Source organism: Mameliella sp. LZ-28, assembly GCF_012274245.1.
Lineage (GTDB): Bacteria > Pseudomonadota > Alphaproteobacteria > Rhodobacterales > Rhodobacteraceae > Antarctobacter > Antarctobacter albus.
In genome coordinates, this window is record NZ_JAANYX010000007.1 from 1 (window position 1) to 22,769 (window position 22,769).

Annotated in this window: 21 protein-coding genes and 1 pseudogene; 11 read left to right on the forward strand and 11 right to left on the reverse strand. The window is 65.8% G+C overall.

Features of this window, described 5'->3' with window-relative positions:
• Both G9Q80_RS28075 and G9Q80_RS04535 read right to left on the reverse strand, forming a co-directional pair.
• Positions 1-164 (reverse strand): annotated as a pseudogene (locus G9Q80_RS28075) (fumarylacetoacetate hydrolase family protein); the annotation flags it as partial.
• A gap of 19 nt (positions 165-183) precedes the next feature.
• Entirely contained in the window at positions 184-1,395 is a 1,212-nt protein-coding gene (locus G9Q80_RS04535; RefSeq protein ID WP_088716608.1) for a 3-hydroxybenzoate 6-monooxygenase, read from the reverse strand.
• A gap of 172 nt (positions 1,396-1,567) precedes the next feature.
• Here G9Q80_RS04535 and G9Q80_RS04540 point away from each other — a divergent pair, with 172 nt between their 5' ends.
• The 3 genes from G9Q80_RS04540 to G9Q80_RS04550 all read left to right on the forward strand — a co-directional run bounded on the left by G9Q80_RS04540 (position 1,568) and on the right by G9Q80_RS04550 (position 2,592).
• Positions 1,568-2,032, forward strand: a complete 465-nt coding sequence (locus G9Q80_RS04540; protein WP_308421255.1) for a MarR family winged helix-turn-helix transcriptional regulator — start codon at positions 1,568-1,570, stop codon at positions 2,030-2,032.
• 127 nt (positions 2,033-2,159) lie between these two features.
• Positions 2,160-2,345 carry a hypothetical protein gene (locus G9Q80_RS04545; RefSeq protein ID WP_069210770.1) on the forward strand — a complete coding sequence of 62 codons (186 nt, stop codon included), beginning with the start codon at positions 2,160-2,162 and terminating at the stop codon, positions 2,343-2,345.
• A gap of 55 nt (positions 2,346-2,400) precedes the next feature.
• Positions 2,401-2,592, forward strand: a complete 192-nt coding sequence (locus G9Q80_RS04550) for a hypothetical protein (protein ID WP_043146888.1) — start codon at positions 2,401-2,403, stop codon at positions 2,590-2,592.
• Positions 2,593-2,620: 28 nt separating this feature from the next.
• Here the strand turns inward: G9Q80_RS04550 and G9Q80_RS04555 are convergent, their stop codons facing one another.
• The 6 genes from G9Q80_RS04555 to G9Q80_RS04580 form a co-directional block, all read right to left on the reverse strand.
• Entirely contained in the window at positions 2,621-5,884 is a 3,264-nt protein-coding gene (locus G9Q80_RS04555; protein WP_088716609.1) for a trypsin-like peptidase domain-containing protein, read from the reverse strand.
• An 81-nt stretch (positions 5,885-5,965) separates the two neighbouring features.
• Positions 5,966-7,201: a Tm-1-like ATP-binding domain-containing protein gene (locus G9Q80_RS04560; protein ID WP_074622739.1), complete on the reverse strand. Its 1,236-nt coding sequence runs from the start codon at positions 7,199-7,201 to the stop codon at positions 5,966-5,968.
• Positions 7,198-8,685 (reverse strand): aldehyde dehydrogenase, encoded by a 1,488-nt coding sequence (locus G9Q80_RS04565; RefSeq protein WP_088716610.1) that lies wholly within the window; start codon positions 8,683-8,685, stop codon positions 7,198-7,200. Before G9Q80_RS04565 ends, G9Q80_RS04560 begins: the two co-directional genes overlap by 4 nt.
• 2 nt (positions 8,686-8,687) lie before the next feature.
• Entirely contained in the window at positions 8,688-10,211 is a 1,524-nt protein-coding gene (locus tag G9Q80_RS04570; RefSeq protein ID WP_088716611.1) for a tripartite tricarboxylate transporter permease, read from the reverse strand.
• 12 nt (positions 10,212-10,223) lie between these two features.
• Positions 10,224-10,766: a tripartite tricarboxylate transporter TctB family protein gene (locus G9Q80_RS04575; RefSeq protein WP_069210767.1), complete on the reverse strand. Its 543-nt coding sequence runs from the start codon at positions 10,764-10,766 to the stop codon at positions 10,224-10,226.
• A 52-nt stretch (positions 10,767-10,818) separates the two neighbouring features.
• Positions 10,819-11,757, reverse strand: a complete 939-nt coding sequence (locus G9Q80_RS04580) for a tripartite tricarboxylate transporter substrate-binding protein (protein ID WP_043146896.1) — start codon at positions 11,755-11,757, stop codon at positions 10,819-10,821.
• 128 nt (positions 11,758-11,885) lie between these two features.
• Between G9Q80_RS04580 and G9Q80_RS04585 the strand changes: the two genes are divergently transcribed.
• Complete coding sequence (locus G9Q80_RS04585) at positions 11,886-12,704, forward strand: IclR family transcriptional regulator (protein ID WP_088716612.1); 819 nt, start codon at positions 11,886-11,888, stop codon at positions 12,702-12,704.
• Positions 12,701-14,056, forward strand: a complete 1,356-nt coding sequence (locus G9Q80_RS04590) for an aspartate aminotransferase family protein (RefSeq protein ID WP_088716613.1) — start codon at positions 12,701-12,703, stop codon at positions 14,054-14,056. The genes G9Q80_RS04585 and G9Q80_RS04590 overlap by 4 nt, the downstream gene beginning before the upstream one ends.
• Before the next feature lie 27 nt (positions 14,057-14,083).
• Here G9Q80_RS04590 and maiA read toward each other — a convergent pair whose 3' ends face one another.
• Complete coding sequence (maiA, locus tag G9Q80_RS04595) at positions 14,084-14,701, reverse strand: maleylacetoacetate isomerase (protein ID WP_043146903.1); 618 nt, start codon at positions 14,699-14,701, stop codon at positions 14,084-14,086.
• Between the two features lie 147 nt (positions 14,702-14,848).
• On the opposite strand from maiA, the gene hmgA reads away from it, so the two are divergent.
• Both hmgA and fahA read left to right on the forward strand, forming a co-directional pair.
• Positions 14,849-16,201 (forward strand): homogentisate 1,2-dioxygenase, encoded by a 1,353-nt coding sequence (gene hmgA, locus G9Q80_RS04600; protein ID WP_088716614.1) that lies wholly within the window; start codon positions 14,849-14,851, stop codon positions 16,199-16,201.
• Between the two features lie 345 nt (positions 16,202-16,546).
• Positions 16,547-17,812 (forward strand): fumarylacetoacetase, encoded by a 1,266-nt coding sequence (fahA, locus tag G9Q80_RS04605; RefSeq protein WP_088716615.1) that lies wholly within the window; start codon positions 16,547-16,549, stop codon positions 17,810-17,812.
• A gap of 2 nt (positions 17,813-17,814) precedes the next feature.
• On the opposite strand, the gene G9Q80_RS04610 is transcribed toward fahA, so the two are convergent.
• Positions 17,815-18,378, reverse strand: coding sequence for a DUF2585 family protein (locus tag G9Q80_RS04610; protein WP_074622748.1), 564 nt, complete (start codon positions 18,376-18,378; stop codon positions 17,815-17,817).
• A 56-nt stretch (positions 18,379-18,434) separates the two neighbouring features.
• Between G9Q80_RS04610 and G9Q80_RS04615 the strand changes: the two genes are divergently transcribed.
• From G9Q80_RS04615 to G9Q80_RS04630, 4 genes are all read left to right on the forward strand, one after another.
• Positions 18,435-19,385: an MBL fold metallo-hydrolase gene (locus G9Q80_RS04615; RefSeq protein ID WP_088716616.1), complete on the forward strand. Its 951-nt coding sequence runs from the start codon at positions 18,435-18,437 to the stop codon at positions 19,383-19,385.
• 89 nt (positions 19,386-19,474) lie between these two features.
• On the forward strand, positions 19,475-21,097 hold the full coding sequence (locus G9Q80_RS04620) for an FAD-dependent oxidoreductase (protein ID WP_088716617.1): 1,623 nt from the start codon (positions 19,475-19,477) through the stop codon (positions 21,095-21,097).
• A gap of 3 nt (positions 21,098-21,100) precedes the next feature.
• A complete protein-coding gene (locus G9Q80_RS04625) occupies positions 21,101-21,310 on the forward strand; it encodes a DUF2783 domain-containing protein (protein WP_069210759.1) in 210 nt (69 codons plus the stop codon).
• The gene (locus G9Q80_RS04630) at positions 21,307-21,810 is read left to right on the forward strand and encodes a MarR family winged helix-turn-helix transcriptional regulator (RefSeq protein WP_232788309.1); all 504 of its coding nucleotides are present in this window, start codon (positions 21,307-21,309) and stop codon (positions 21,808-21,810) included. The genes G9Q80_RS04625 and G9Q80_RS04630 overlap by 4 nt, the downstream gene beginning before the upstream one ends.
• A 10-nt stretch (positions 21,811-21,820) precedes the next feature.
• On the opposite strand, the gene G9Q80_RS04635 is transcribed toward G9Q80_RS04630, so the two are convergent.
• On the reverse strand, positions 21,821-22,714 hold the full coding sequence (locus G9Q80_RS04635) for a helix-turn-helix transcriptional regulator (RefSeq protein ID WP_088716618.1): 894 nt from the start codon (positions 22,712-22,714) through the stop codon (positions 21,821-21,823).
• Between the last annotated feature and the right edge of the window lie 55 nt (positions 22,715-22,769).

Below are 22,769 nucleotides of genomic sequence, written 5' to 3' on the forward strand. Positions count from 1 at the left end.
TTGAGAAAGAAAAACGGCGGATCGCGGTCCGGGTCCTTGCCCATCTCGCGCGCGTGGGCGGCATAGTTGCGCCCGATGCAGAAGATGCGCCGCACCGGAATACGGTCCCCGCTGCCTGCAACGGCGACGCTGGGGGTGACGGCGGGTTCAAAGACAAAGCCCATGAAGTGATCCTTCCTCAAGTCATTCGGCGGCGGCGGATGTCGCCGCGCCCGTGTCCAGCCCGTTCGAGCCGTAAAGCCAGTTCAGCTGGTTGTACCAGTCGTCCGCGCTCATCGAGCGCATGACGGAATTGCGGACCGCGGCCTGTGCGTCGCCGGGGTGGTAGATGTATTCGCCGATCAGGCGCGAGTTCATCTGGACGCGCGCGGTGCGGACCTTGCGCATCTCCTGGTAGCGTTGCAGCGCGTCCTCGGTGTCCTCACCGAAATGCTCGATGCAATGGGAGAGCGCCACCGCGTCCTCCATCGCCATGCAGGCGCCCTGGGCAAAATATTGCAGCATCGGGTGCGCCGCATCGCCCAGAAGCGCCACGCGTCCGTCCACCCAGTTGGAAATCGGGTCACGATCGCAGAGGACCCAGAGTTTCCAGTTGTCGCCATGCTCGATCACCTGCCGCGCCTTGGGGTGAATGTGTTCGAACCCCTGCGCGACCTCTTCCTTGCTGACGGGCTTGCCGGCGATCGCCTCCCGCACGTCGCGGTGATAGGTCACGACAAGGTTGAAAACCTTCCAGCCTTTCAGCGGGTAGTGCACGATATGGCACTTGGGCCCGGCCCAGAGCGTCGCCGCGTTCCAGCGCAGGTCCTCGGGCATCTGCTCGGTCGGGATGACGCTGCGATAGGTGGTGTGGCCGGAAATGCGCGGCTCGCCATCGCCGATCATCTGCGACCGGATCGGAGAGCGCAGCCCCTCGGCGCCGATCAGGAAACGCCCCTTTATGGGGTCGCGCCCGTCCAGCAGCAGGGTGACGCTGGCGCCGTCCTGTTCATAGCCCAGCACCTTGTGATCCGTGCGCAGGTCGATCAGCGGGCTGTCCTCGCAGTATTTCAGCAGGACGCCATGCAGGTCGGCCCGGTGCACCACGGCGTAGGGGTTGCCGTAGAACTTGCGGAACGGCTCATCCAACGGGATGCGGGTGATATCCTCGGCGGTCTGGGCGTCCATCAGGCGCAGCGCGTCGATGTAGACGGCCTTGCTGCGCGCCTCGTCCCCGACACCGAGGTAATCGAAACAGTGAAAGGCGTTGGGGCCGATCTGGATGCCGGCGCCGATCTCGCCCAGTTGCGGCGCCTGCTCGACGACGATGCTGCGCTGTCCCTTGCGGGCCAGCCCACAGGCAGCCGCCAGGCCGCCGATGCCGCCGCCGGCGATGATGATGGGAAGATCACTCATGGCTCTGGTCCTCTCTCCTCCGCAGGTCGGCCCAAGGCCGGATCCTGCCCCTATCATTCCCCTGACTCGGACAACTGATATGTGGACATATGATTTGCATACGGATCATTGCGCGTCAAGAAAAAGATCCGTACACTTACAAAACCAGCGAAAGGCACCGAAGGGGACCGGAATGATGGATGCAGGCACACCGGATCGAGAGGAGGCGGAAGACATGCCGCTGGAATCCCTGGCCGGGCACCTGATCCGCCGCTTGCACCAGGCCTCGACCAATGTCTTTCACACCCGCACCCGCGCCGCCGGGCTGGAGCTGACGCCGGTGCAGTTCGCGGCAATGAAAGCGGTGCATGACGAACCCGGCATCGACCAGGCCACCATCGGCGCGCGCATCGCCTATGACCGCGCCACCATCGGCGGCGTCATCGACCGGCTGGAACAGAAAGGCTGGGTCAGACGGCAGGTGTCGCGGCGCGACCGCCGCGCCCGGGAGGTGACATTGACGCCGGAGGGGGCAGAGATGTTCCGGCGCGCGCTGCCCGTGATCACCGCCTTGCAGGCCGAGATCCTGCCGGGCCTCACCGAGGCGGAACACCGTGTCTTCCTGGAGCTGGCCCGCAAGGCCACGCCGGGGGACTGACCCGCCGCGCAGCCGGAAACCGGCGGTTTTTCGCACCCGCTTAACCGCAATGTCATCCAGATTAACGCCTCATTAAGAGGAAGATGTCATTTTGATGAAAAAAATCGAGCGGTAAGGAAGCAAAAACATGTACCCCGAAGATCTCATCGAACGCGCAATCCAGTCGGCCACCGATTGCGAGGCGCAAGGCTTTTTCGAGACAGCGAAATCCCTGCGCGCCCTGGCGCAGGAACTGCGCGGCTCGGCCATGCCACTGGCAGCGGCGCACGGCTTTGCCGAGGCGCAGGCCCCCGCCCCCATCCGTCCGTTTTAACCCGGTCTTCACCTGGACCGGCCAGCCTTGAAGGGCATCACCCCGGGGGCCACAGATGGACGATCTCTATGATGAAGTCATGGCCCTGCTGCATGACACCGGTGCCTTTGCCGATTGGCAACAGGATGCCGCGATCCTGCGCAGGGCCGAACAGGTGCGCCGGGTGGCCCGGTCGGAACTGACAGGGCGCCTTCTCTTTCCAGCCAGACGAAACCTTTCCCGAGAGGGACCGGATGCGGGGGCCTGACGCGAGGGGCAGACGTTTCACCCCTTTCCTAGTCCTCGGCCCCCGCCGCGAACAGTTGCAGCGCCCGGCGACTGCCACGGCCGATGTCACCATCGATGGGGCCGGTGTAGAACTCTCCGGCCTTGAGCTGGCGCTGCATCTCCTTGCGGAATTCCAGATCAAAGGCCAGCGCTCGACCGTCGACCAGCAATAGGTGCGCATCCTCGTCGCCTTCGCGCAGTCGACCAAGCAAGACCTGCACCTGTTCTGCCAGCGGCAGATCGGCAGGCACGAAATCGGGCAACCCCTCCAGCAGCACCTGACGCGCGGGCAGGAAGGTTCCGTCGGGCAGGCGCACCGCGACGCGGTCCAGCATGACGGGGCTGGACAGGAACAGTGTCGCGCCCACCTGCGCCGCCGTCCCATCCGGGTAAACCGCCAACCGCCCCTTGACCTGGCCATTGATCATGTCCCACAGCACCACGCCCCCCGGCGCCAGCGCGGCCGCAATCCGCAGGCCGTCCGGGGCGAAATCCAGCGCCCGAACCTCGGCGCCGCCGGTCTGCAGCCGCCACAGGAAACGCCCCACCGACATGTCCCAAAGCAGGACCTCGGGGCTGCCTTCTTCAGCAACGGCGACAAAGCGTCCGTCAGGGCTGACGGCCATCGCGTGCGGCGGGTTGTCCAACTGGCCAAAGCGGCGGATCAAGGTGCCATCCTCGGCGTTCCACAAGGCAAGCATCCAGCGCGCCGTAACGCCCCGGCCCTGTACCACCGCCACCACCTCTTGCGATGCGCCCCGAAAACCCAGCGGACCGACCCGGGAAAACGGCATCTGAAGGATCTGACCGTGTTCACCGATCTCCGGGTCGATCAGGGCAATCTCCGGTTTCGGCCTGTTTCGGGCCACGGCCAGGACCCGGCCATCGCGCGAAAAAGCGGCGCCGTCCCCTTCGATATCGCGCAGCACCTCGCCGGTCGCCGCGTCCAACAGTGTCACCTGGCCTCGGGAATCGCTCCGTGCAAGGTAGGCCCCCGTCGGGTCGAACCTCAAAACGCGCACATCTCCGGGCAGGAGGGCAGACCGGGTCTCCTCCCCGAAATCCAGCAGCCGCAGGGGCTGGTCTTCCGCGCCCTGCACAGCCAGTCCTGCGCCATGCGGTTGCCACGCCAGCGCGGCAAGCCCCTGCGCCTCGTCCACACGATAGGTCACCTGCCCGTCCTCCCAGGCCCAGACCTGCAAGGGGACGCCGGCCGATCCGCCCAGTGCCAGGCGGGTACTGTCGGGGCTGAAGGCCAGCGTCGTAATCGCGTCGGCCTGCCGAGGCGCTTCGCGCAGGACCTGCCCGGTTGCCAGGTCTGCCAACACGGCAGCGGCCTGCGGTTCGGCCACATGGCCAAACAGCCTTGCACCGCCCGGCTCCAGCACCGCGCGGCTGAACCGTCGACCGGAAAGGATTGTCCGGACAGAGCCGTCCGGTCCATAGATCCGAACCTTGCCATTCTCGCGATCCTGCATGGCCAACCTGTCCGGCCCGACCGGCCCCAACAGGGTCTCTCTTCCTTCACCGCCGATCCGACCACTCACCTGCCCGGTGGAGACGTTCCAGCGATACCCGCGCCCTTCGGCGTGACCGGACGCCAGATCACCTTCGGGAAGGAAAGCCAGCCCGTCGACAGGCGTCCCGGTCGGCAAGCGCTGCAAGATCGATCCATCCGCCACCCGGTGCAGGCTGACGCCCTCGACGCCCGCCAGCGCCAGGATGTCTCCCTCTGCGTTGAAGGCCACCGCCCCAACAGGTCCGTCCTCTGCCGTCGTGGCCCACAGGCGCGCCCCGTCCGACGCCTGCCAGAGCGAGACCGCATCGCCCTGCACCGTTGCCACCCGTGAGCCATCCGTGAACAGCGCCATGTGTGTGACCCCATCGGCACCCTCGGTGGCGATGCGCCCCGTGACCTCCATCAGCGGCAGGTCCATGACCTCGACCTCGCCCTCCCGCGCCAAAGCGAGCTTCCCGCCATCCCGGCTGAGTGCGAGCGCGCGGACGCCCTGCGGCAGGAACCTCCGGGCTTGCAAGGCGCCGTCGTCCAGCCGCCAAAGCGACAGCGCCGATTGCCCTCTGCCAATGTCGGTGAGTGTCGCTGCAATTCCCTGACCTGCCGCCAACAATCCACCGGAGCCGTCCAGATCGCCCAGCGGGCCGGTCAACAGTTCGATCCCCGTGCCTGGCGGCAGGTAAGGCAGTGCAACACCGTAGACCGCCGGACCATCCGCGCCGACGCCCACCGGAAAGACATCGACCGGGTCTTCGGCTTCTTCGTCAGGTTCCACGATCTCGGCATCGGGCGGCGCGGCAGGTTCCGGAACAGGCGTGGCAACCGATGCGGGCTTTGCCGCTTCGGGGGCAACTGGCCTGGGGTCGGCAGTGGTGCTGCGTCCGCAGCGCAGGGCCGCCTCTCCCGCACAATCCTCGCCCGCGGCGACCGCCCGCAGGAGAGCGGAGGCGTCCAGCATGGCCGCGATCGTGACACCACGCCCACCGGTCGCCCGAGGCTCTTCCTGCAGGTGCAGACCGATCATCCGGCCTGCGCCGTCCAGCACCGGTGCCCCCGCGCTTCCTGGCAAGGCCGCGCACCCATGTGTCAACCGACCGCCATCGGTGACGGCCCCGCGCAGGGAACAGTCCTCACGAACCACCTGTTTCGACGTTCCGAATGGGTGACCGACAATCGCCAGCGGCATCCCCGCTGACGGAACCGGCGGATCGAGCGTCAGAACCGCGTCCTCTGCCCCCAAGGGACCATCCGCCCGCAACACGACAAACCCAAGGTCCGCATGCGCCTCAAATGGCTCGGGATCGAGTGCGACCCTCCGTCCCTGCTCCTCGACCCGCGGCGCGTCAAAGCCTGCGACGAATTCGACGCGCGTGATCCGCTTTGGCCCGCGCGCGGCCAGGTCTGGCTCGGCCAGCACGCCCGTCACACAGCGAAAGGCCGTCAGCACGAGGTTTTCCGCAATCAGGACACCCGTGCAGGCAACGACCGCCGGACCGCCCTCGGTCTCTACCATGACCCGGAGCTGACCCACGGCCTGCCCGGCGCGTCGGATTGCGGTGGGCGCGGTGTAGCGGATGATCGGCTTGGCGCCTGTGGCCTCGATCCGGTCGCGGTCCCGCTCGGGCACCTGCATCACAAGGCGATCGAAATCCGCTCCGTCGAACAGCGGCAGCCCCTGCGCCACTGCGGCGCCACCAAGGGCAACCGCCGCCGCAAAAACCAGACCCGCATCCCAAAGCCGCCGGAGTTGCGACATGCGCCTGCTCCTCTCAATGCCCTGAACCAACCTCTGGAACAGGACGGTAGAGGAAAGCGTGACCCCGGTCGACCCGGCGCGTCAGGCTCTGCGCAAGGCTCCCCCCGCCTGCCAACCGTCGAACACCTCCAGCGCCGTTTCCGCAAAGGCGGGGTCATTGATGTGCGCGTCCAGCTCGACCAGCTGCACATTGGCGGGACACTGCGCGCGGATTTCGGCGATAAAGGCCTCTAGCCCCTCGGGATCGCTCAACGGTCCGCCGGGCCGGTCCCATTCGTTTCCCCCCTGCAACGGCAGGATCAGCACCACCGGGCCGTCGGCCCCTGCCAGCTTGCCGCAGATCGTTTGCGCCATCTCGCGCCGCTGGTCAGCGGTCATCATGACCGATGACAGCAGGCGGTTGTGGGCATGCTGTTCCTGTCCCGCCAGCTTGACCGGAGCGTCCTGCCAACCGACGAAATCCACGAGGTCGTAGCAGCCGATGGACACGATCTGAGGCGTGCCACTGCGGCCCGCGTTGGTCATCCGGTCGGCGCCTGCGCTGATGGTCGAGCCCATCAGGTGATTGCCCACCTCCTGCGGTGCAAAATCCATCACGGCGGCAAAGGCACCCTCGGCAGCAAGGCTCTCGAACGCGCGCCCGCCCATGCCGGTCGCGTGGAACACCGCCACCTCGAAGCCGCGCTCCTCCAGTGCCGGTTTCAGCGCCACCATGTAGCGCAGCACCGTCTTGCCGAAACTGGTCATGCCGATCAGCGGGCGCGTCCGGTCGGGCCGCTCCACCGCCCGCGCGGCGCCCAGAACCGCGCCCGCCGCCTGGCTAAGCGAGGCCTTGCAGACCGAGTTCAACCCGTAGAGCCCACCGGCCCAGAGGATCATCTGCACGTCCGCCGGCAAGCGTTCGGGCGGGATCAGCGGCGAGAAGGAGACCGTCGATACGATGTATTTCGGCACCCCCAGCGGCAGCGCCGAACAGAGATCCAGCGCCAGGTCCGTGCCCATCGTCCCGCCCAGCACGATCACCCCGTCGATGCGGCCCTCGGCCTGCAGTCGCGCCGCCAGCAGGGCCGATCCCTTGGCCATGATCTGCATGGCAAGGTTCTCGTCCCCGCCATCGATGGCTTCCTGGATGGAATGCCCGCCTGCCTCGGCGACCGCATGTTTGGAAATGTCGCAAGGCGCCGAGGGATCGCCCAGCACGCTGACATCCATCGTCATGACGCCGCCGCCCTGCCCCCGGATCACTTCGGCGAGGTAATTCAGCTCGTCGTCCTTGGTGTCATAGGTGCCGACGATCAGGATGGTCCGGTCGCTCATAGCTTGATCCACGCGGTCTTGAGGTCGAGGTACTTGTCGAAGGCGTGCAGGGACTTGTCGTGCCCGTTGCCGGACTGTTTCACGCCGCCCAGCGGCACGGTCAGGTCGGACCCACCGTAAGTGTTGACATGGACCACCCCGGCCTTGACCCGTCGGATCATCCGGTGCGCCCGGCTCAGGTTCGCGGTCCAGACCGCTGCCGCCAGTCCAAAGTCGGTGCCATTGGCGATCGCCACCGCCTCATCCTCGGTGTCGAAGGGGATCACTGCCAGCACCGGGCCGAACACCTCCTCGCGCGCCAGCCGGTCCGAGGGATCAACGCCGGTCACGATGGTCGGCTCCATGAAATAGCCGCCGGTTTCCTCAAGGATGCGCGCCCCGCCGGTGCGGATGTCGCGCCCGGCCGCGCGGGCCTCGGCGACAAAGCCGAGGTTCTGCTCCAGCTGCCGCAGGCTGTTGACCGCGCCCGCCGCTGTCGAAGGGTCCAGCGGGTCGCCGACCTTCATGCCTTGAACGAACTCGGTCAGACGAGCCACGAACGCGTCGTGGATCGACCGTTCGACCAACAGGCGCGAGCCCGCGACACAGACTTGCCCCGCGTTGCGGAAGATGCCGTTGGCGGAGACCTTGACCGCCTCGTCCATGTCCGGCGCATCGGCGAAGACGATGTTGGGGGATTTGCCTCCAAGCTCCAGGTAGACGCGTTTCAGGTTCGACCGGGCCGAAGCCTCCAGCAGGCGGCGCCCGGTCGCGCCCGAGCCGGTAAAGACCAGGACGTCCACATCCATCGACTCGGCAATGGACGCGCCGACAACGGCCCCTTCGCCCGTCACCACGTTCAGGACACCTGCGGGCAGACCCGCCTCCATCGCCAATTCGGCCATCCGGAGAAGGGTCAACGAGGCGGTTTCCGCCGGTTTCAGCACCACCGAACAGCCCGCCGCCAGGGCCGGGCCCAGCTTCCAGGCGCCGATCATCAGCGGAAAGTTCCAGGGAACAATCGCGCCCACGACACCCGCAGGTTCGCGGTGGACAAGTCCAAGCGAACCTGGCGCGGTCGGCGCGATCTCTCCGTAAAGCTTGTCGATGGCCTCGGCGTAATAGCGGATGGTCTGGGCGGCCGAGAGCGGTTCCGCCTTCAATGCCATGCCGATCTCGGTGCCGTTGTCGCGCACGCCCAGCACTGCCAGGTCCAGTGCATTATCCTCGATCAACGCGGCCCACTTCAGCAACACCGCCTTGCGCGCCGCCGGCGCCATGTCCGCCCAACGCCCGTCGTCAAAGGCGCGCCGGGCCGCCGCCACGGCGGCCTCGGCGTCCGCGACCGTACCCCGTGCCATGAGCGTCAGCCGTGTGCCGTCCAACGGAGAGATCACCTCCATCTCGCCCCCGTCGGAAGCAGGCACAAAGCTGCCGTCAATCAGGTGGCGGGCGGGCGGCACATCGGCGTGGCGCAGCTCTTCGATCCGCGAAAGATCCAGCATTCTCAGTTTCCTTGCGTGTCGTGCATGTCGTGATCGTGTTCGAATTCCTTCAGTCCCGCCCGCCGTTCGCGCACCACGCCCCAGATGTGCAGGACGATCAGCGCGACGATGGCGAAGGCGATGAAGGCGGCGATGGGCCGGTCGACAAAATCCAGCGGCGTCTTGACCCGCGCCATCGCGCTGCGCAGCTTGACCTCCATGATGCCGCCCAGAACCATGCCGAGGATGATCGGCACCACGGGCAGGTTCTGCCGCTTCAGGATCAGACCGAACAGGCCGAAGCCCGCAGCAATCGCGCAATCGGTCATGGAGTTGCGCAGAGAATAGACCCCGACAAAGCTGAGGATCAGGATCGTCAGGCCCAGGAACCGTGTCGGAATGCGGATGATCCGCAGCAGCAGGTTGGACGAGAAACACATGAAGACGACGACGATCACGTTCAGCAGGATCATCGCGATATACAGCGCGTAGACGAAATCCAGCTGGTTCTGGAACAGCCCCGGCCCCGGTGTCACGTTGTGGACGTAAAAGACCGAGAGCATCATCGCGGTCAGCGCCTCGCCCGGGATGCCCAGCGCCAAGAGCGGGATCATCGCGGCAGCAGGGACGGCGTTGTTCGCCGCCTCCGAGGCCACCAGCCCCTCGGGTGAGCCCTTGCCGAAATCCTCTGGTTTCTTCGATGTCTTCTGCGCGTAGGTATAGCTGAGGAATTGTGCGGTGAACTCGCCCACGCCGGGGATCATGCCCATCAGCACACCGAACCCGGACCCGACCGCCGCAAGCCGCTTGAACCGGAATACCTCGCCGATGGCGCGGAACATCGAACCCTTGATCGGCTGCGCATCCGGCGCGCTGTCCTCTCCGCTGAGCAGTTGAAACGCCTGTGACAGGGCAAACAGTCCCAGCACGACCACGATCAGGTCGAAACCGCCCACCAGCCAGTCCTGCCCGAAGGTGTAGCGTTGGGTGTATTTCACCGGCTCCAGCCCCACGGTGCCGAGAAAGATCCCGAAGGCAGCCAGCATCCCGGCGGCAAAGGTCTGCCCTCGGTGGGCCAGGATCACCAGAACGATGCCCAGAAGCGCGGCAAGGAAGATCTCGCGTGATCCGAACATCGGCGCGATCTTGGCCAGGAAAGGCGCAAAGAGGATCAGCGCGACGATCGACAGGATGCCGGAGACGAAAGAGGCACCATAGGCGAGGCCAAGCGCCCGCAGCGCCTCGCCCCGTTCGGTCATCGGGTGTCCGTCATAGGTTGTCAGCGCGTTGACCGCCGTGCCGGGCGTGTTGATCAGGATCGCGGGCAGCGCACCACCGAACATCGACGAGCCGTAGATACCCAGCAGCATGACCAGCCCAACCAACGGGTCCAGCGAGAAGGTGGCCGGCAGCAGGATTGCGATGGCCACCGGCGGGCCAACGCCGGGAATGGCCCCGATGATGACCCCGCCGATAGAGCCGATGAGCAGCGCCAGCGCCACGTCGAAACGCGCCAGCATGTCGAGTCCGGACAGCAAAGCGTCCATTCTTGGCCCCTTTCAGAGATAGGTCATGAGGAAGGTGCGCAGGGCACCCGAAGGCAGCAGTTCATAGACCAGTCCCGCCGGGATCTTGACCTGCAGGAGGCCTTTGAAGACCACGACGACCACAACGGCAAATCCCGCGGCCGTGAGCAGCCAACGCGCCGACCGATAGCCCAGCCGCCAGGCCAACACACAGGCAAAGAGGATCGAGCCGGCGAGGTAGCCGACAATCGGCACCACGGCGACATAGGCCATGAACCACAGCGCGTATTCGACCGATTTCAGCCAGGCCAGAACCTCGGCTCCGCGGCCCGGGATACGCTCGGACGCCAGGGCGCCCAGCAGGTGCAGAACGCCAAACAGCGCCATTGCACCCACCGACACCGCCGGCCAGAAGGCTGGCTGGGCAAACAGCTTGGTCCGCTTCACCCACTGCGTCTCGTAGGGCAGCATCACCAGCAGAAAGACCGCGAACAGGCAGAACAGGCTGGCAAAGACCAAGTCCCCGGGCCGCCGGTAGCGTTTGAACAGGTCCTGGAATGTCTGGAACCGGCGCATCCTGCCCCTCCATGTGAAAAGGGCGCCCCCACCGTGGGGACGCCCGTCAGGATCAGTCGCCGATCAGCTCGGCCACGGTGCCCAGCGTCACGGCATCCTTTTCGATCTGCGCCGTCGCCGCTTCGGCGTCCTGCCAGTAGATCAGCGCGCCGGTCTCGGAGGCCAGCTTTTGCGCGGCGTCGGACATCACGACCTCTGCCGCGACTGCTGCGATCTTCTCGCGCACATCGGCGGGCGTGTCCTTGTGGACGAAAAGCCCGTTCCACAAAGAGATGTCCAGCGAAGGCGCAATCTCTCCGACCGTACGCGAGTCTGGCGTCAGCGCGGTGCGTTCGGCCCCGATCGAGGCCAGCACGTTCAGGTCGTCGAGGCAGGGCTTGATCAGTTGCAGCGTGGTGTTGATCACGTCCACGTCGCCCGAGGCCAGGGTGTTGCAGTCCAGCGCGTCGAAGGCCGCTTCGGCGGCGTAGTCGAACCCCATTTCCTGCGACAGGGCAAAGGTCACCTGCGTCGGGATCAGGAAAGACCCGAAGTGGCCCAGCGCCACGTCATTGTCCTGCGCGTAGTCGGCCAGTTCCTCCATCGTGGAATAAGGCGCGTCGCCCGAGGCCGCGATGACGAAGGGATAGGTCAGGAAGATGCCCACCGGCTCGAACGGGTTGGGGTTCAGCGCCGGGATGCCGGTTTCCGGTCCCACCAGCGGCACGCCGATGACGAAGGAGCCGACGGTGTAGCCGTCCGGATCGGCGCCGGCCACCTCTGCCGCGCCGGGGAAGGGACCGCCGCCGCCGCCGGGCTTGTTCACCACCGCCGCGGGCACGCCGTAGGTCTCCTGGAACTGCTCAGCGATCATCCGGGTCAGCACATCCTCAAGATCGCCCGGCGGCCAGGGCACAACGAATTCGACGGGCTTTTCGGGATACTCGGCCTGCGCGGCCAGCGGGAGGGCAAGCGCCAGCGCGGCGACACCTGCCTTGAGAAACGTTTTCATACCATCCTCCTGTGGGTTGGTTCATTATTCGAACCACTGGTGCATTTATTGTTGCCATTGCAATGAAACTCTGTCAACATTTCTTTCATCGACACCGTGACCCCGTTTCGAAAGGCCGCCGAAAAGCGATGGGAACGATCACCAAAGCCCTTGAACTTCTGAACCTTTTCTCGCGCACGAAGCCCGAGATCGGGCTGATGGAATTCGCGCGCCTGTCGGGACGCGACAAGGCGACAGTGCATCGGCACCTGACCGAACTGGAGGAAAACGGATTCGTCGAACAGCATCCACAGTCTCGCGCCTACCGGCTTGGCCCCGCGATCCTGCGCCTGACCGCCGTACGCGAAGCGACGCACCCGGTGCGCCGCATCCTGCGCCCCATTGTCGACACGTTGGCGCAGGAGGTCGGCGAGCTCTGCCACTGTTCGCTCTTGCAGGGCGACATGCTGTCCCCGGTCTACCACGCCGACCCGATGATCCACGGCACGCAGGTGCATTTCGACGAGGCCGAGATGCTGCCGCTGCACGCGACCTCATCCGGGCTGGCCCTGCTGGCCTTCTCGCCGCCCGCACTGGCAGAACATGTGCTGGGCCGTCCGCTGCCGGCCTATACGGATCTGACCCTGACGGACCCGTCCTTCCTGCGCTCTGTCCTGGCGGACGTGCGGCAGGACGGGCTGTGCAACCTCGACCAGGCCTTCGACAGCGAGGTCTGTTCGGTCGGAGGTCCACTGTTCGGCCCCGAGGGCATCCCCATCGGCGCCATGTCCGTCGCGGTGCCCGCCGTCCGCGCCAAGCGGGCCAAGATCGACGAGATCCGCACCGCCCTGCGCGGCGCGATCCGACAGGCAACCGTTTCCACCGGGGGCACCCTGCCGCGCGAGACCGCGGCGCTCTGGGCCAATGCCCCCGCCCCGACACTCACAGACCAACGAGGACTGACATGAAGGATTCGAACTTCCTGACCGAGAACAACGCCCGCCACCTCTGGCACCCGATGGCGCATCCTGCCGACAGCCTGGCCAATCCGCCGGACATCATCACCGGCGGCGACGGGGTCGAGATCACGGATGTGGACGGACACCGCATGGTGGATGCCGTCGGCGGCCTCTGGAACGTCAACCTGGGCTATTCCTGCGAACCGGTCAAAAAGGCCATCGCCGAGCAGCTGGACCGCCTGCCCTATTACTCGATCTTTCGCGGCACCACGAACGACGCGGTGATCGAACTGAGCCTGATGTTGCGCGATTTCTTCGAGCCGGACGGGCTGACACGCGCCTTTTTCACCTCGGGCGGGTCGGACAGCGTGGAAATCGCCCTGCGTCTGGCGCGGCAATACCACAAGGTGCGTGGCGAGGGCGGGCGGGTGAAATACCTCTCGTTGAAAAAGGGCTATCACGGCACACATACCCTGGGCGCCAGCGTCAATGGCAACGCCAACTTCCGCACCCAGTACGAACCGCTGATGCCCGGCTGTTATCACATCCCGGCGCCCTACCCCTATCGCAATCCGTTCGGCGAGACCGATCCGGAAAAGCTGGCGCAGCTCTGCCTGTCGGCGCTGGAGGACGAAATCGCCTTCCAGGGCGCCGAAACCATCGCCGCCATGATCATGGAGCCGATCCTTGGCGCCGGCGGGGTGATTCCGCCACATGAAAGCTTCATGCCCGGCGTGCGCGAGATCTGTTCGAAACACGGCATCCTGCTGATCGCGGACGAGGTCATCACCGCCTTTGGCCGAACCGGAAGCTGGTCAGGCTCGCGCCATTGGGGCGTGCAGCCGGACATGATGTGCACCGCCAAGGCGATCACCAACGGCTATTTCCCCTTCGGCGCCGTCATGATCTCCGGCGCCGTGGCCGAGGTCTTTGAAAACGACACTAGCGGCAAGGCGGCCATCGGATCTGGCTATACCTACTCCGGGCATCCGGTCGGCGCGGCGGCGGCCATCGCCTGCCTGAAGGAAACCGAGCGGCTGCAAGTCAAGGACAACGCCGCCGCCCGCGGTGCGCAGCTCTGGGAGGGCCTCAAGGCGCTGCAGGAGAAACACGCGCTGGTGGGTGACGTACGCGGCGGACACGGGTTGATGTGCGCGGTGGAACTGGTCTCAAACCGGTCCACCAAGGCCCCCATCGACAAGAAGACCATCGGCGCAGTGCACCGCGTCGCCTATGAAAACGGTGCCATGCTGCGCGTCTCGGGGCCGAACATCATCCTGTCGCCCCCGCTGGTCCTGACCGAGGCGCATGTGAACACGATCCTCTCGGCCCTGGATGCGGGCCTGTCAGCGCAGGGGTGACTTGCGACGGGGGCGCCCCTGCGCCCCCTATTGCGCCACGCGGTCCGGATGAGCGGCGGCAAAGGCGGGGTGGTCAGCCAGCGCCGCCTCCACCCGCCGTATCTTTGACAAGCCATCCAGGGCCACGCCCCAGCGGTGGGCATTGTAAAGTTGCGGGATCAGGCAGACGTCGGCCAGCGTGACTTCCTTGCCAAAACAGGTATCGCCTCCGTCCAGCATCTCTTCCACCGCTGCCAGACCCGGCCCGATGAAAGCCTGCATCCAGCTTTCCATCGTGATCCCGCCATCGGAATGGGCCACCGCATGTTTCGCAACGCGCAAGTTGCAGACTGCGTGGATCTCCATCGCGATCGCCTGTGCCAGCCCCCGCACACGGGCACGACCTGCCGCGTCTTCGGGCAAGAGACCCAATCCCCGCGTCTCGTCCAAGTATTCCACGATGGCAAGCGATTGCGTCAACCGCAGCCCGTCGATTTCCAGCACAGGCACCAGGCCCTGCGGGTTCCGCTCAAGGTGCTCATCCCCGCGCTGCGCCCCGTCGACAAGGTTGACCGGCACGCTCTCCCACTCCAGCCCGGCAAGGCCCAGCGCGATACGCACCCGGTAGCTGGCCGTCGAACGCCAGTAATCGAACAGTCGGATCATGGAAAATCTCCCTCAAGGGATCAGGAACCGCGACAAGGCTCCGCCAGATTGGTATCATTCGCAACGATTAACTTGACATCATTGCAGTTGCAACAAATATTGGCGGCAAGACCGAATCCGGCTCTCACCGCACCAGGGAGGTACGACATGACCCGTCACGAACTGCCGCAAGGCATGATCCGCGCCACCGGCACGACCGGCACGCACGAAGGCTACATGCCCGGCTGGGCCAACGACTTCGAGACAGAGGCGCTGCCCGACGCGCTGCCGCAGGGCATGAACAGCCCGCAGAAATGCAACTACGGCCTTTACGGCGAACAGCTCTCCGGCACCGCCTTTACCGCCAACCCGCCCGAGCGGACATGGACTTATCGTATCCGCCCCTCGGTCAAGCATTCGGCCCGCTACACCAAGATCGATCTGCCCTACTGGAAGAGCGCGCCGAACGTCGATCCGGACGTCATCAGCCTGGGCCAGTACCGTTGGGACCCGGTGCCGACGCAGGACGGCCTGACCTGGCTGACCGGCATGCGCACCATGACCACCGCCGGCGACGTGAACACGCAGGTCGGCATGGCCAGCCACATCTACCTGGTCACAGAGTCGATGCAGGACGCCTATTTCTTCTCCGCCGACAGCGAGTTGCTGGTTGTCCCGCAGGAAGGCAAGCTGCGCTTTGCCACCGAGCTGGGCATCATTGACATCGAGCCAAAGGAAATCGCCATCATCCCGCGCGGGCTGGTCTATCGCGTCGAGGTGCTCGAAGGGCCCTGTCGCGGCTTCGTCTGCGAGAACTACGGCCAGAAGTTCGAGCTGCCCGGCCGTGGACCGATCGGCGCGAACTGCATGGCCAACCCGCGCGATTTCAAGGCGCCCGTGGCCGCCTTTGAAGACCGCGAGGTGCCCTCGACCCTGACCGTGAAATGGTGTGGCCAGTTCCACGAAACCAAGATCCCGCAAAGCCCGCTGGACGTGGTCGCCTGGCATGGCAACTACGCCCCCTACAAGTACGACCTGCGGACCTATTGCCCGGTGGGCGCGATCCTCTTCGACCACCCGGACCCGTCAATCTTTACCGTGCTGACCGCGCCCTCGGGCGTGCCGGGGACGGCCAACATCGACTTCGTGCTGTTCCGCGAACGCTGGATGGTAGCGGAAAACACCTTCCGCCCGCCCTGGTACCACAAGAACATCATGTCCGAGCTGATGGGCAACATCTACGGCCAGTACGACGCCAAGCCGCAGGGCTTTGTCCCCGGCGGCATGAGCCTGCACAACATGATGCTGCCGCACGGACCGGACCGGAACGCCTTTGAGGGCGCGTCGAATTCCAACCTCGGGCCCGAGAAGCTGGACAACACCATGTCCTTCATGTTCGAGACCCGCTTCCCGCAGCACCTCACCCAGTTCGCCGGGAAAGAGGCGCCGCTGCAGGACGATTACATCGACTGCTGGGACAGCCTGGAAAAGAAATTCGACGGCACGCCGGGTAAGAAGTAAGCTTGCTTTACGCGCGCTCACCTGCGTTTCGAGCTCGAACTGGAGTCCCCATGACGACCGGCGAAATCGTGTTCTTTTTGGTCTTCGGTCCCTTTTTCTGCCTGCTGCTGCTGGTCGGGTGGGCCGGGCATCGAGAAGACCGCCGCCGAGGTCGGAGCAAGGACACCACGATCAGCGGTGCAAACGTCGCTGCCCCGGCCATCGCCACAAGACATGACACCGGGGCTGACTGTGGTGGCGTGGACTGCGGATAGTCCCGGCGGACAATTCCACACGATGCGCCCCACGTCTTCTTCTGGACACAAGAAACATCGCTGAAAGACGCACTGAAAGACAGGACGACACATGCCCCTGAAACGCTCCTGGGTGGAGTCAGCCAACTCCCCCGACACGGATTTCCCTCTCAACAACCTGCCCTGCGGCAGCTTCCGCGCCGCGGACGGCGAGGCCCATTGCGGAATCGCCATCGGCGAGATGATCCTCGACATCACCGCGCTCGAGGCCGAGGGCCTGCTCTCGCTCGATGCCGAAGAGGAGGTCTTTTTCTTCGGTGACTGGACGGAATTCATGGCCCTTGGCCCCGCCGCCTGGGCCGCGTTCCGCGAAACCGTGACCGAGATGCTGGCCGAAGGCGCCCCGGATGCCGAGGGGCTGGCCGCCTACCTTGTCCCACAGGCGGACGCGAAAATGCTAATGCCCTTCGCGGTCAGCGAATATACCGATTTCTATGCCTCGAAGAACCATGCCACCAACGTGGGCACCATGTTTCGGGGCGCGGAAAACGCGCTGCCGCCGAACTGGCTGTCGATCCCCATCGGCTACAACGGTCGCGCCTCTTCGGTCGTGGTGTCGGGCACCGACGTGCGCCGTCCCTGGGGCCAGCTCAAGGCGCCGGACGCCGAGCTGCCGGTCTTTGCCCCCTGCAAACGGTTCGACCTGGAACTGGAAATGGGCGCCATCGTGGGCCAGGATTCCGAAGGACCGGTGACGGTGGGCGAAGCCGACGAGATGATCTTTGGCTACGTGCTGCTCAATGACTGGTCGGCGCGCGACATCCAGGCCTGGGAATACCAGCCGCTTGGCCCCTTCCAGGCCAAGGCCACGGCCACCACCATCAGCCCCTGGATCGTGCCCAAGGCGGCGCTGGAACCCTTCCGCACCACGACGCCGGAACGCGAGCGCGAATTGCTGCCCTACCTGCGCGAACCCGGCCCGATGCTTTATGACATCCAGCTGGAGGTGGGCCTTGCCCCCGAGGGCAAACCCGAAACGGTCATCGCCCGGACCAACTATCGCGAGATGTACTATTCGTCGGCACAGCAACTGGCCCATCACACGACGTCGGGCTGCCCCATGTCCGTGGGGGACCTGCTGGGCTCCGGCACGATTTCCGGCCCGGACAAGGGCGCGCGCGGCGCACTGCTGGAACTGGCCTGGGGCGGCAAGGAGCCGGTCACACTGGATACCGGCGAAACCCGCAGCTTCCTGGAAGATGGCGATACGCTGACCCTGCGCGGCGCCGCCCAGGGGGACGGTTATCGCATCGGGTTCGGGGAGTGCACCGGCAAGGTGCTGCCGGCGCTCGACGATCCTTACGGGGGCCGGGGCTGATGTCACCCGCCCTGCTGCCACTGGAGCACCGCCTCGGTGGGCCAGAACAGCATGAGGATGTTCAGGGCCAGGCCATCGCGGATCAGCGCGATGGTCAGCGCCTCGAACCCCAGGGCCACGGCAACGCTGGCCCAGATCGGGATCCAGCGCGCAAGGTAGAACCCCACGACCATCGCGATCACGTCGAAGACGGAGTTGATGATGCTGTCGCCGTTGTAGTCGAAGGACACCGTTACCGCGCGATAGCGTTCGATCACCATCGGCGTGTTCTCGAGGATCTCCCAGCCTGCCTCGACCACCAGCGCGATCCCCAGCCGCAGGTTCACGCTGAGGCGCCGGGCGACCAGCGCCAGGACACCGTAGAAGACCAGACCGTGGATCAGGTGGCTGGGCGAATAGAGATCGAAGAGGTGCTGGCTGCCCTCGCGCGGCGGGGCACCCGGCCCGGTCCAGAAAGAGACGTAGCCGCAGGGGCAGATCGGATCGCGCCCCATCAGGAACAGCGTGACCGCCATAAGGGCGGTCACGATCAGGAAAATCAGGACGGGTCGCTGGGCGTTGCTCATGACCCGCGATGGAATCACAAAGACGCGAGGGCGTCCAGAGACATGAGAGGGAACCAATGACCAAGGCCTTTGCATCCGCCGGAGACATGGAAGAGAAAAAGACCTCGTTCACGCAGGTCGGCGACGGGCTCTATGCCTTCACCGCCGAGGGCGATCCCAACACCGGCGTCATCATCGGCGACGACAGCGTGATGATCGTCGAGGCGCAGGCCACCCCGCGCCTGGCCCGCAAGGTGATCGACCACGTCCGCGAAGTCACCGACAAGCCGATTTCCCACCTCGTGCTGACCCACTACCACGCGGTCCGCGTGCTGGGCGCCTCGGCCTATGGCGCGCGGGAAATCATCATGTCCGACGTGGCCCGCGCGATGGTGGCCGAACGTGGGCAGGAAGACTGGGACAGCGAGTTCGACCGCTTCCCGCGCCTCTTCCAGGGACATGAGGAAATCCCCGGCCTGACCTGGCCCACCACCACTTTCTCGGACTCGATGACCGTCTACCTGGGCAACCGCCGCGTCGACATCATGCACCTGGGCCGCGCCCATACCGCCGGTGACGCGGTGATCTGGGTGCCGGATCAAGAGGTCATGTTCACCGGCGACATCGTCGAATACCACTCGGCCTGCTACTGCGGCGATGGCCATTTCAACGACTGGGGCGAGACCCTGGCCAATATCGCCGCGTTTGAGCCGCAGGCGATTGCCCCGGGCCGGGGCGACGCGCTGGTCGGGCCGGAGATGGTCGCCAAGGCCATCGCCGCGACCGAGGATTTCGTCCGTTCGACCTACAAGCCGGTGGAAAAGGTCGTGGGCCGTGGCGGCACGTTGAAAGAGGCATGGGACGCGGTGCGCGCCGAATGCGACCCCAAGTTCAAGGACTACGCGATCTACGAACACTGCCTGCCGTTCAACGTCGCCCGCGCCTATGACGAGGCCCGCGGCATCGACACGCCCCGCGTCTGGACGGCGCAGCGGGACAAGGAAATGTGGGCAAGCCTGCAAGGCTGAACGGCAACGGGCGCGCCTCGCGCGCCCTCTCGCCCCACATGCGTAGGATGGGTCATTGACCCATCGCCGTCGGACAAGGAGGAACCGACATGATCCATGACCGCTATCAACTCGCCTTCAAGCTCTACCCCTACGAACGCTCCGCCGACCAAGATGCCGAAACGCCCGTCCGTCATCCGGTGGTCGTCATGGGCGGCGGTCCCATCGGGGTCGCCACGGCGCTGGACCTTGGCCTGCAGGGCATCCCGGTCGTCGTTCTGGACGATCACGAGGGCATCGGCATGGGAAGCCGCGCGATCTGTTTCGCCAAGCGCTGCCTGGAAATCGCCGACCGCTATGGATGCGGCCAGCCGATGCTGGACAAGGGCGTGGTCTGGAATCTGGGCAAGGTGTTCCACGACGACCGCAAGGTGTTCGAGTTCAACCTCCTGCCCGAGGAAGGCCACAAGTTTCCGGCCTTCATCAACCTGCAACAGCCCTATTTCGAACGCTTCATCGTCGAACGCGTCCGCGAGGCGCAGGCGGCGGGTGCCCCGATCGAGTTGCGCGGCAAGAACCGGGTCGACAACGTCACCGTGCATGACGATCACGTCACGTTGGAGATCACGACCCCCGACGGCCCCTATACCATCGAGGCCGACTGGCTGATCGGCTGCGACGGCGCCTCCTCTCCGCTGCGCGGCATGATGGGTCTGGATTTCGAAGGCCGCGTGTTCGAGGACAGTTTCCTGATCGCCGACATCAAGATGGTGAACGACGATTTCCCGACCGAGCGATGGTTCTGGTTCGAACCCTACTTCAAGTCCGGCGCCTCGACCCTCTTGCACAAGCAGCCCGACGGGGTCTGGCGGGTCGACTTTCAGATCGGCTGGGACGTGGATCGCAAGAAAGAGCTGCAAGAGGAAAACGTGCGCGCCCGACTAGACGCCATGTTGGGCGATGTCGAATACGAGATCGTCTGGACCTCGATCTATACCTTCCAGTGCCGCCGGATGAAGAAATTCCGCCACGGCCGGGTTCTGTTTGCCGGCGACGCAGCGCACCAGGTTTCTCCCTTCGGCGCGCGCGGGGCGAACAGCGGCATGCAGGACGTCGACAACCTGGGCTGGAAACTGGGAATGGTCATCGGGGGCAAGGCGCCCGAAAGCCTGCTGGACAGCTATGACGTGGAACGCGTGCACGGCGCGGACGAGAACATCCTGAACTCCACCCGCTCCACCGATTTCATCACGCCCAAGTCCAAGGTCAGCCACATGTTCCGCAACGCGGTTCTGGACCTGGCCGAGCAATATGAATTCGCCCGTCCTCTGGTGAACTCGGGCCGGCTCTCGGTGCCCTGCGTCTACGATGGTGGGCCGCTGAACGGCCCCGATGCCCTGCCCGGTGGCCCCGCACGCACGCGGGTGGGCAGCCCCTGCCCCGATGCACCGCTTAAGGACGGCTTCCTGCTGGACCGCCTCGGCGGGGTGTTCACCCTGCTGACCATCGACGCCGAAGCGCCCGAGACGCTGGAAGAGGCTGGCGTGCCCATCACGCGCCTCGCCCTTTCGGCTGGCGACGACGCCAGCGGCGCGCTGGCAGAGCGTTACCTGGGAGAGGCCGGGTCCGGCGTCTACCTGATCCGCCCCGACCAGCATGTCGCCGCGCGCTGGGACAGCTTTGACGAAACCGCCACCCGCGCCGCCCTGCGCCGCGCCATCGGACTGGAGTGAGACATGGCCGACCTGATCCTGACCCCCAACCTCGACCGTCCCGACGATTTCTATGCCGCGCTGATCGCCGCGCATGACGGGTTGTCGGATGACGAAAGTGCGGCGCTGAACGCGCGCCTGATCCTGATCCTGGCCAACCAGGTCGGGAATACCGAGACCCTGACAGCTGCCCTGCAAGCCGCAGCAAAGGCCCCGGAGGGGGCCGCGGCGTGACAGGCGCGGCGGCAGACCGGCAGAGCGCGGCGGCCAACGCCGCGCCCGTCCCGGGAACCGAGTTGGAGGGCTTTTTCCCCTATCGCCTCGCGGTCGCCGCCGAAGGGTTCTCTCGCAACCTGGTCGAGGTCTACGGGCGCCGGTTCGGTCTCAGCCGCGAGGAATGGCGGCTCTTGTACCTGCTCGTCGGCGAGGACGAGGTGACATCGCTGGAGCTTGGCCGCCGGTCGACGCTGGACAAGGTCCAGGTCAGCCGCGCCTCGCAACGGCTGGAAGACAAGGGGCTGATCACCCGCGCCATCGCGCCGGACGACCGGCGGCTGCGTCTTTATGCCTGCACCGACAAGGGCCGCGCCCTGTTCGACGAGGTGCTGCCCCAGGTCGAGGCACGCTCGGACGAGATCCTGCGCGCCATGTCCACAGAGGACCGCGCCGCGCTGGAACGCGGGCTTGCGGCCCTGACAGAGGCGATGGCGGACCGGCTCCTGCCTTCGTCCTGATGGGTGCCCGTCATGGCCATTCGAAAGGCCGCCCGCCCTGCGAGACGCCAGCCTGCGCCCCGGCCCGATAGGCCGCGCGGTAGGCGCCCGGCGGGCGCCCCACCATCCGGCAGAAAAAGCGGTTGAACTGCGCCGCCGAGGCAAAGCCCAACAGGCCCGCAACCTGCTGGATCGAATTCGACGAGTTTTCCAGCTGCAACCGCGCCTCCAGCGCCACGCGCCGGTCGATCAGCGCCTTCGGGCCGATGCCCCGCACCCGGCGGCAGATGTCGCCCAGCCTGTCCCGCGATACGCCCAGGGCGGCGGCATAGTCCTCGACCGTCCAGCGGTCGCGGAAATGCGCCTCGACCAAGGCGCCGTAGTCGGCAAAGACCCGGTGCCCGGGCGAGCCACCGCCCCGGCCCGGCTGCTGGGATCGGCCCGCCCGGTAGACCTCGATCAGGATCACCCGAAGGTAGGCGCCGACAACCGCATGGGCCGCCGCCGCCCCCGACCCAAGATCCCGGCTGAGACCGCGAAAGGCGGCGCGCATGGCCTCGAACGAAGCGCCCTCGCGCGGCAGCGGGGCCGTGACCGGACGATCCGCCATCTCGCGCAACTCCCGGGTTTCCGGCATGTGTCCGACCGCATTGGCCAGCGCCGTCGGCCCCAACAAAACGTAGGTGCCGGCCGCGCCCGCCTGAAAGACCGCCCGCGCCTCGCGCGTCCAGGGCCGCCAGACCAGCGCCGGGGCGGAGATGGCCGGCTCTTCGCCGGACAGGCGCGCGCTGCCCGCCTCCAGCAGGAAGGCCAGCCAGGACGGCCCTGTCAGGCTCTCGGCCAGGCCCACCACGCGCGGCTGCAACGATCCGCTGAACGTCCCAGCGCGCACCGATCCGGCGGTGGAATGAGGGTCAGAACGCATATCTTTTCCCACGAAACGATAGCAGTTTGCCGCAAACCGTCATTTACTCCAAGCA

What these genes read in the sequence shown, in the direction of transcription:
- G9Q80_RS04615 (WP_088716616.1), top strand. Translation starts at nt 18,435, where the DNA reads ATGACCAAGGCCTTTGCATCCGCCGGAGACATGGAAGAGAAAAAGACC.
- G9Q80_RS04580 (WP_043146896.1), bottom strand. Translation starts at nt 11,757, where the DNA reads ATGAAAACGTTTCTCAAGGCAGGTGTCGCCGCGCTGGCGCTTGCCCTC.
- G9Q80_RS04635 (WP_088716618.1), bottom strand. Translation starts at nt 22,714, where the DNA reads ATGCGTTCTGACCCTCATTCCACCGCCGGATCGGTGCGCGCTGGGACG.
- G9Q80_RS04570 (WP_088716611.1), bottom strand. Translation starts at nt 10,211, where the DNA reads ATGGACGCTTTGCTGTCCGGACTCGACATGCTGGCGCGTTTCGACGTG.
- G9Q80_RS04545 (WP_069210770.1), top strand. Translation starts at nt 2,160, where the DNA reads ATGTACCCCGAAGATCTCATCGAACGCGCAATCCAGTCGGCCACCGAT.
- G9Q80_RS04560 (WP_074622739.1), bottom strand. Translation starts at nt 7,201, where the DNA reads ATGAGCGACCGGACCATCCTGATCGTCGGCACCTATGACACCAAGGAC.
- G9Q80_RS04590 (WP_088716613.1), top strand. Translation starts at nt 12,701, where the DNA reads ATGAAGGATTCGAACTTCCTGACCGAGAACAACGCCCGCCACCTCTGG.
- G9Q80_RS04540 (WP_308421255.1), top strand. Translation starts at nt 1,568, where the DNA reads ATGATGGATGCAGGCACACCGGATCGAGAGGAGGCGGAAGACATGCCG.
- G9Q80_RS04585 (WP_088716612.1), top strand. Translation starts at nt 11,886, where the DNA reads ATGGGAACGATCACCAAAGCCCTTGAACTTCTGAACCTTTTCTCGCGC.
- G9Q80_RS04575 (WP_069210767.1), bottom strand. Translation starts at nt 10,766, where the DNA reads ATGCGCCGGTTCCAGACATTCCAGGACCTGTTCAAACGCTACCGGCGG.
- G9Q80_RS04625 (WP_069210759.1), top strand. Translation starts at nt 21,101, where the DNA reads ATGGCCGACCTGATCCTGACCCCCAACCTCGACCGTCCCGACGATTTC.
- G9Q80_RS04535 (WP_088716608.1), bottom strand. Translation starts at nt 1,395, where the DNA reads ATGAGTGATCTTCCCATCATCATCGCCGGCGGCGGCATCGGCGGCCTG.
- G9Q80_RS04555 (WP_088716609.1), bottom strand. Translation starts at nt 5,884, where the DNA reads ATGTCGCAACTCCGGCGGCTTTGGGATGCGGGTCTGGTTTTTGCGGCG.
- maiA (WP_043146903.1), bottom strand. Translation starts at nt 14,701, where the DNA reads ATGATCCGACTGTTCGATTACTGGCGTTCGACGGCCAGCTACCGGGTG.
- hmgA (WP_088716614.1), top strand. Translation starts at nt 14,849, where the DNA reads ATGACCCGTCACGAACTGCCGCAAGGCATGATCCGCGCCACCGGCACG.
- G9Q80_RS04620 (WP_088716617.1), top strand. Translation starts at nt 19,475, where the DNA reads ATGATCCATGACCGCTATCAACTCGCCTTCAAGCTCTACCCCTACGAA.
- fahA (WP_088716615.1), top strand. Translation starts at nt 16,547, where the DNA reads ATGCCCCTGAAACGCTCCTGGGTGGAGTCAGCCAACTCCCCCGACACG.
- G9Q80_RS04550 (WP_043146888.1), top strand. Translation starts at nt 2,401, where the DNA reads ATGGACGATCTCTATGATGAAGTCATGGCCCTGCTGCATGACACCGGT.
- G9Q80_RS04610 (WP_074622748.1), bottom strand. Translation starts at nt 18,378, where the DNA reads ATGAGCAACGCCCAGCGACCCGTCCTGATTTTCCTGATCGTGACCGCC.
- G9Q80_RS04565 (WP_088716610.1), bottom strand. Translation starts at nt 8,685, where the DNA reads ATGCTGGATCTTTCGCGGATCGAAGAGCTGCGCCACGCCGATGTGCCG.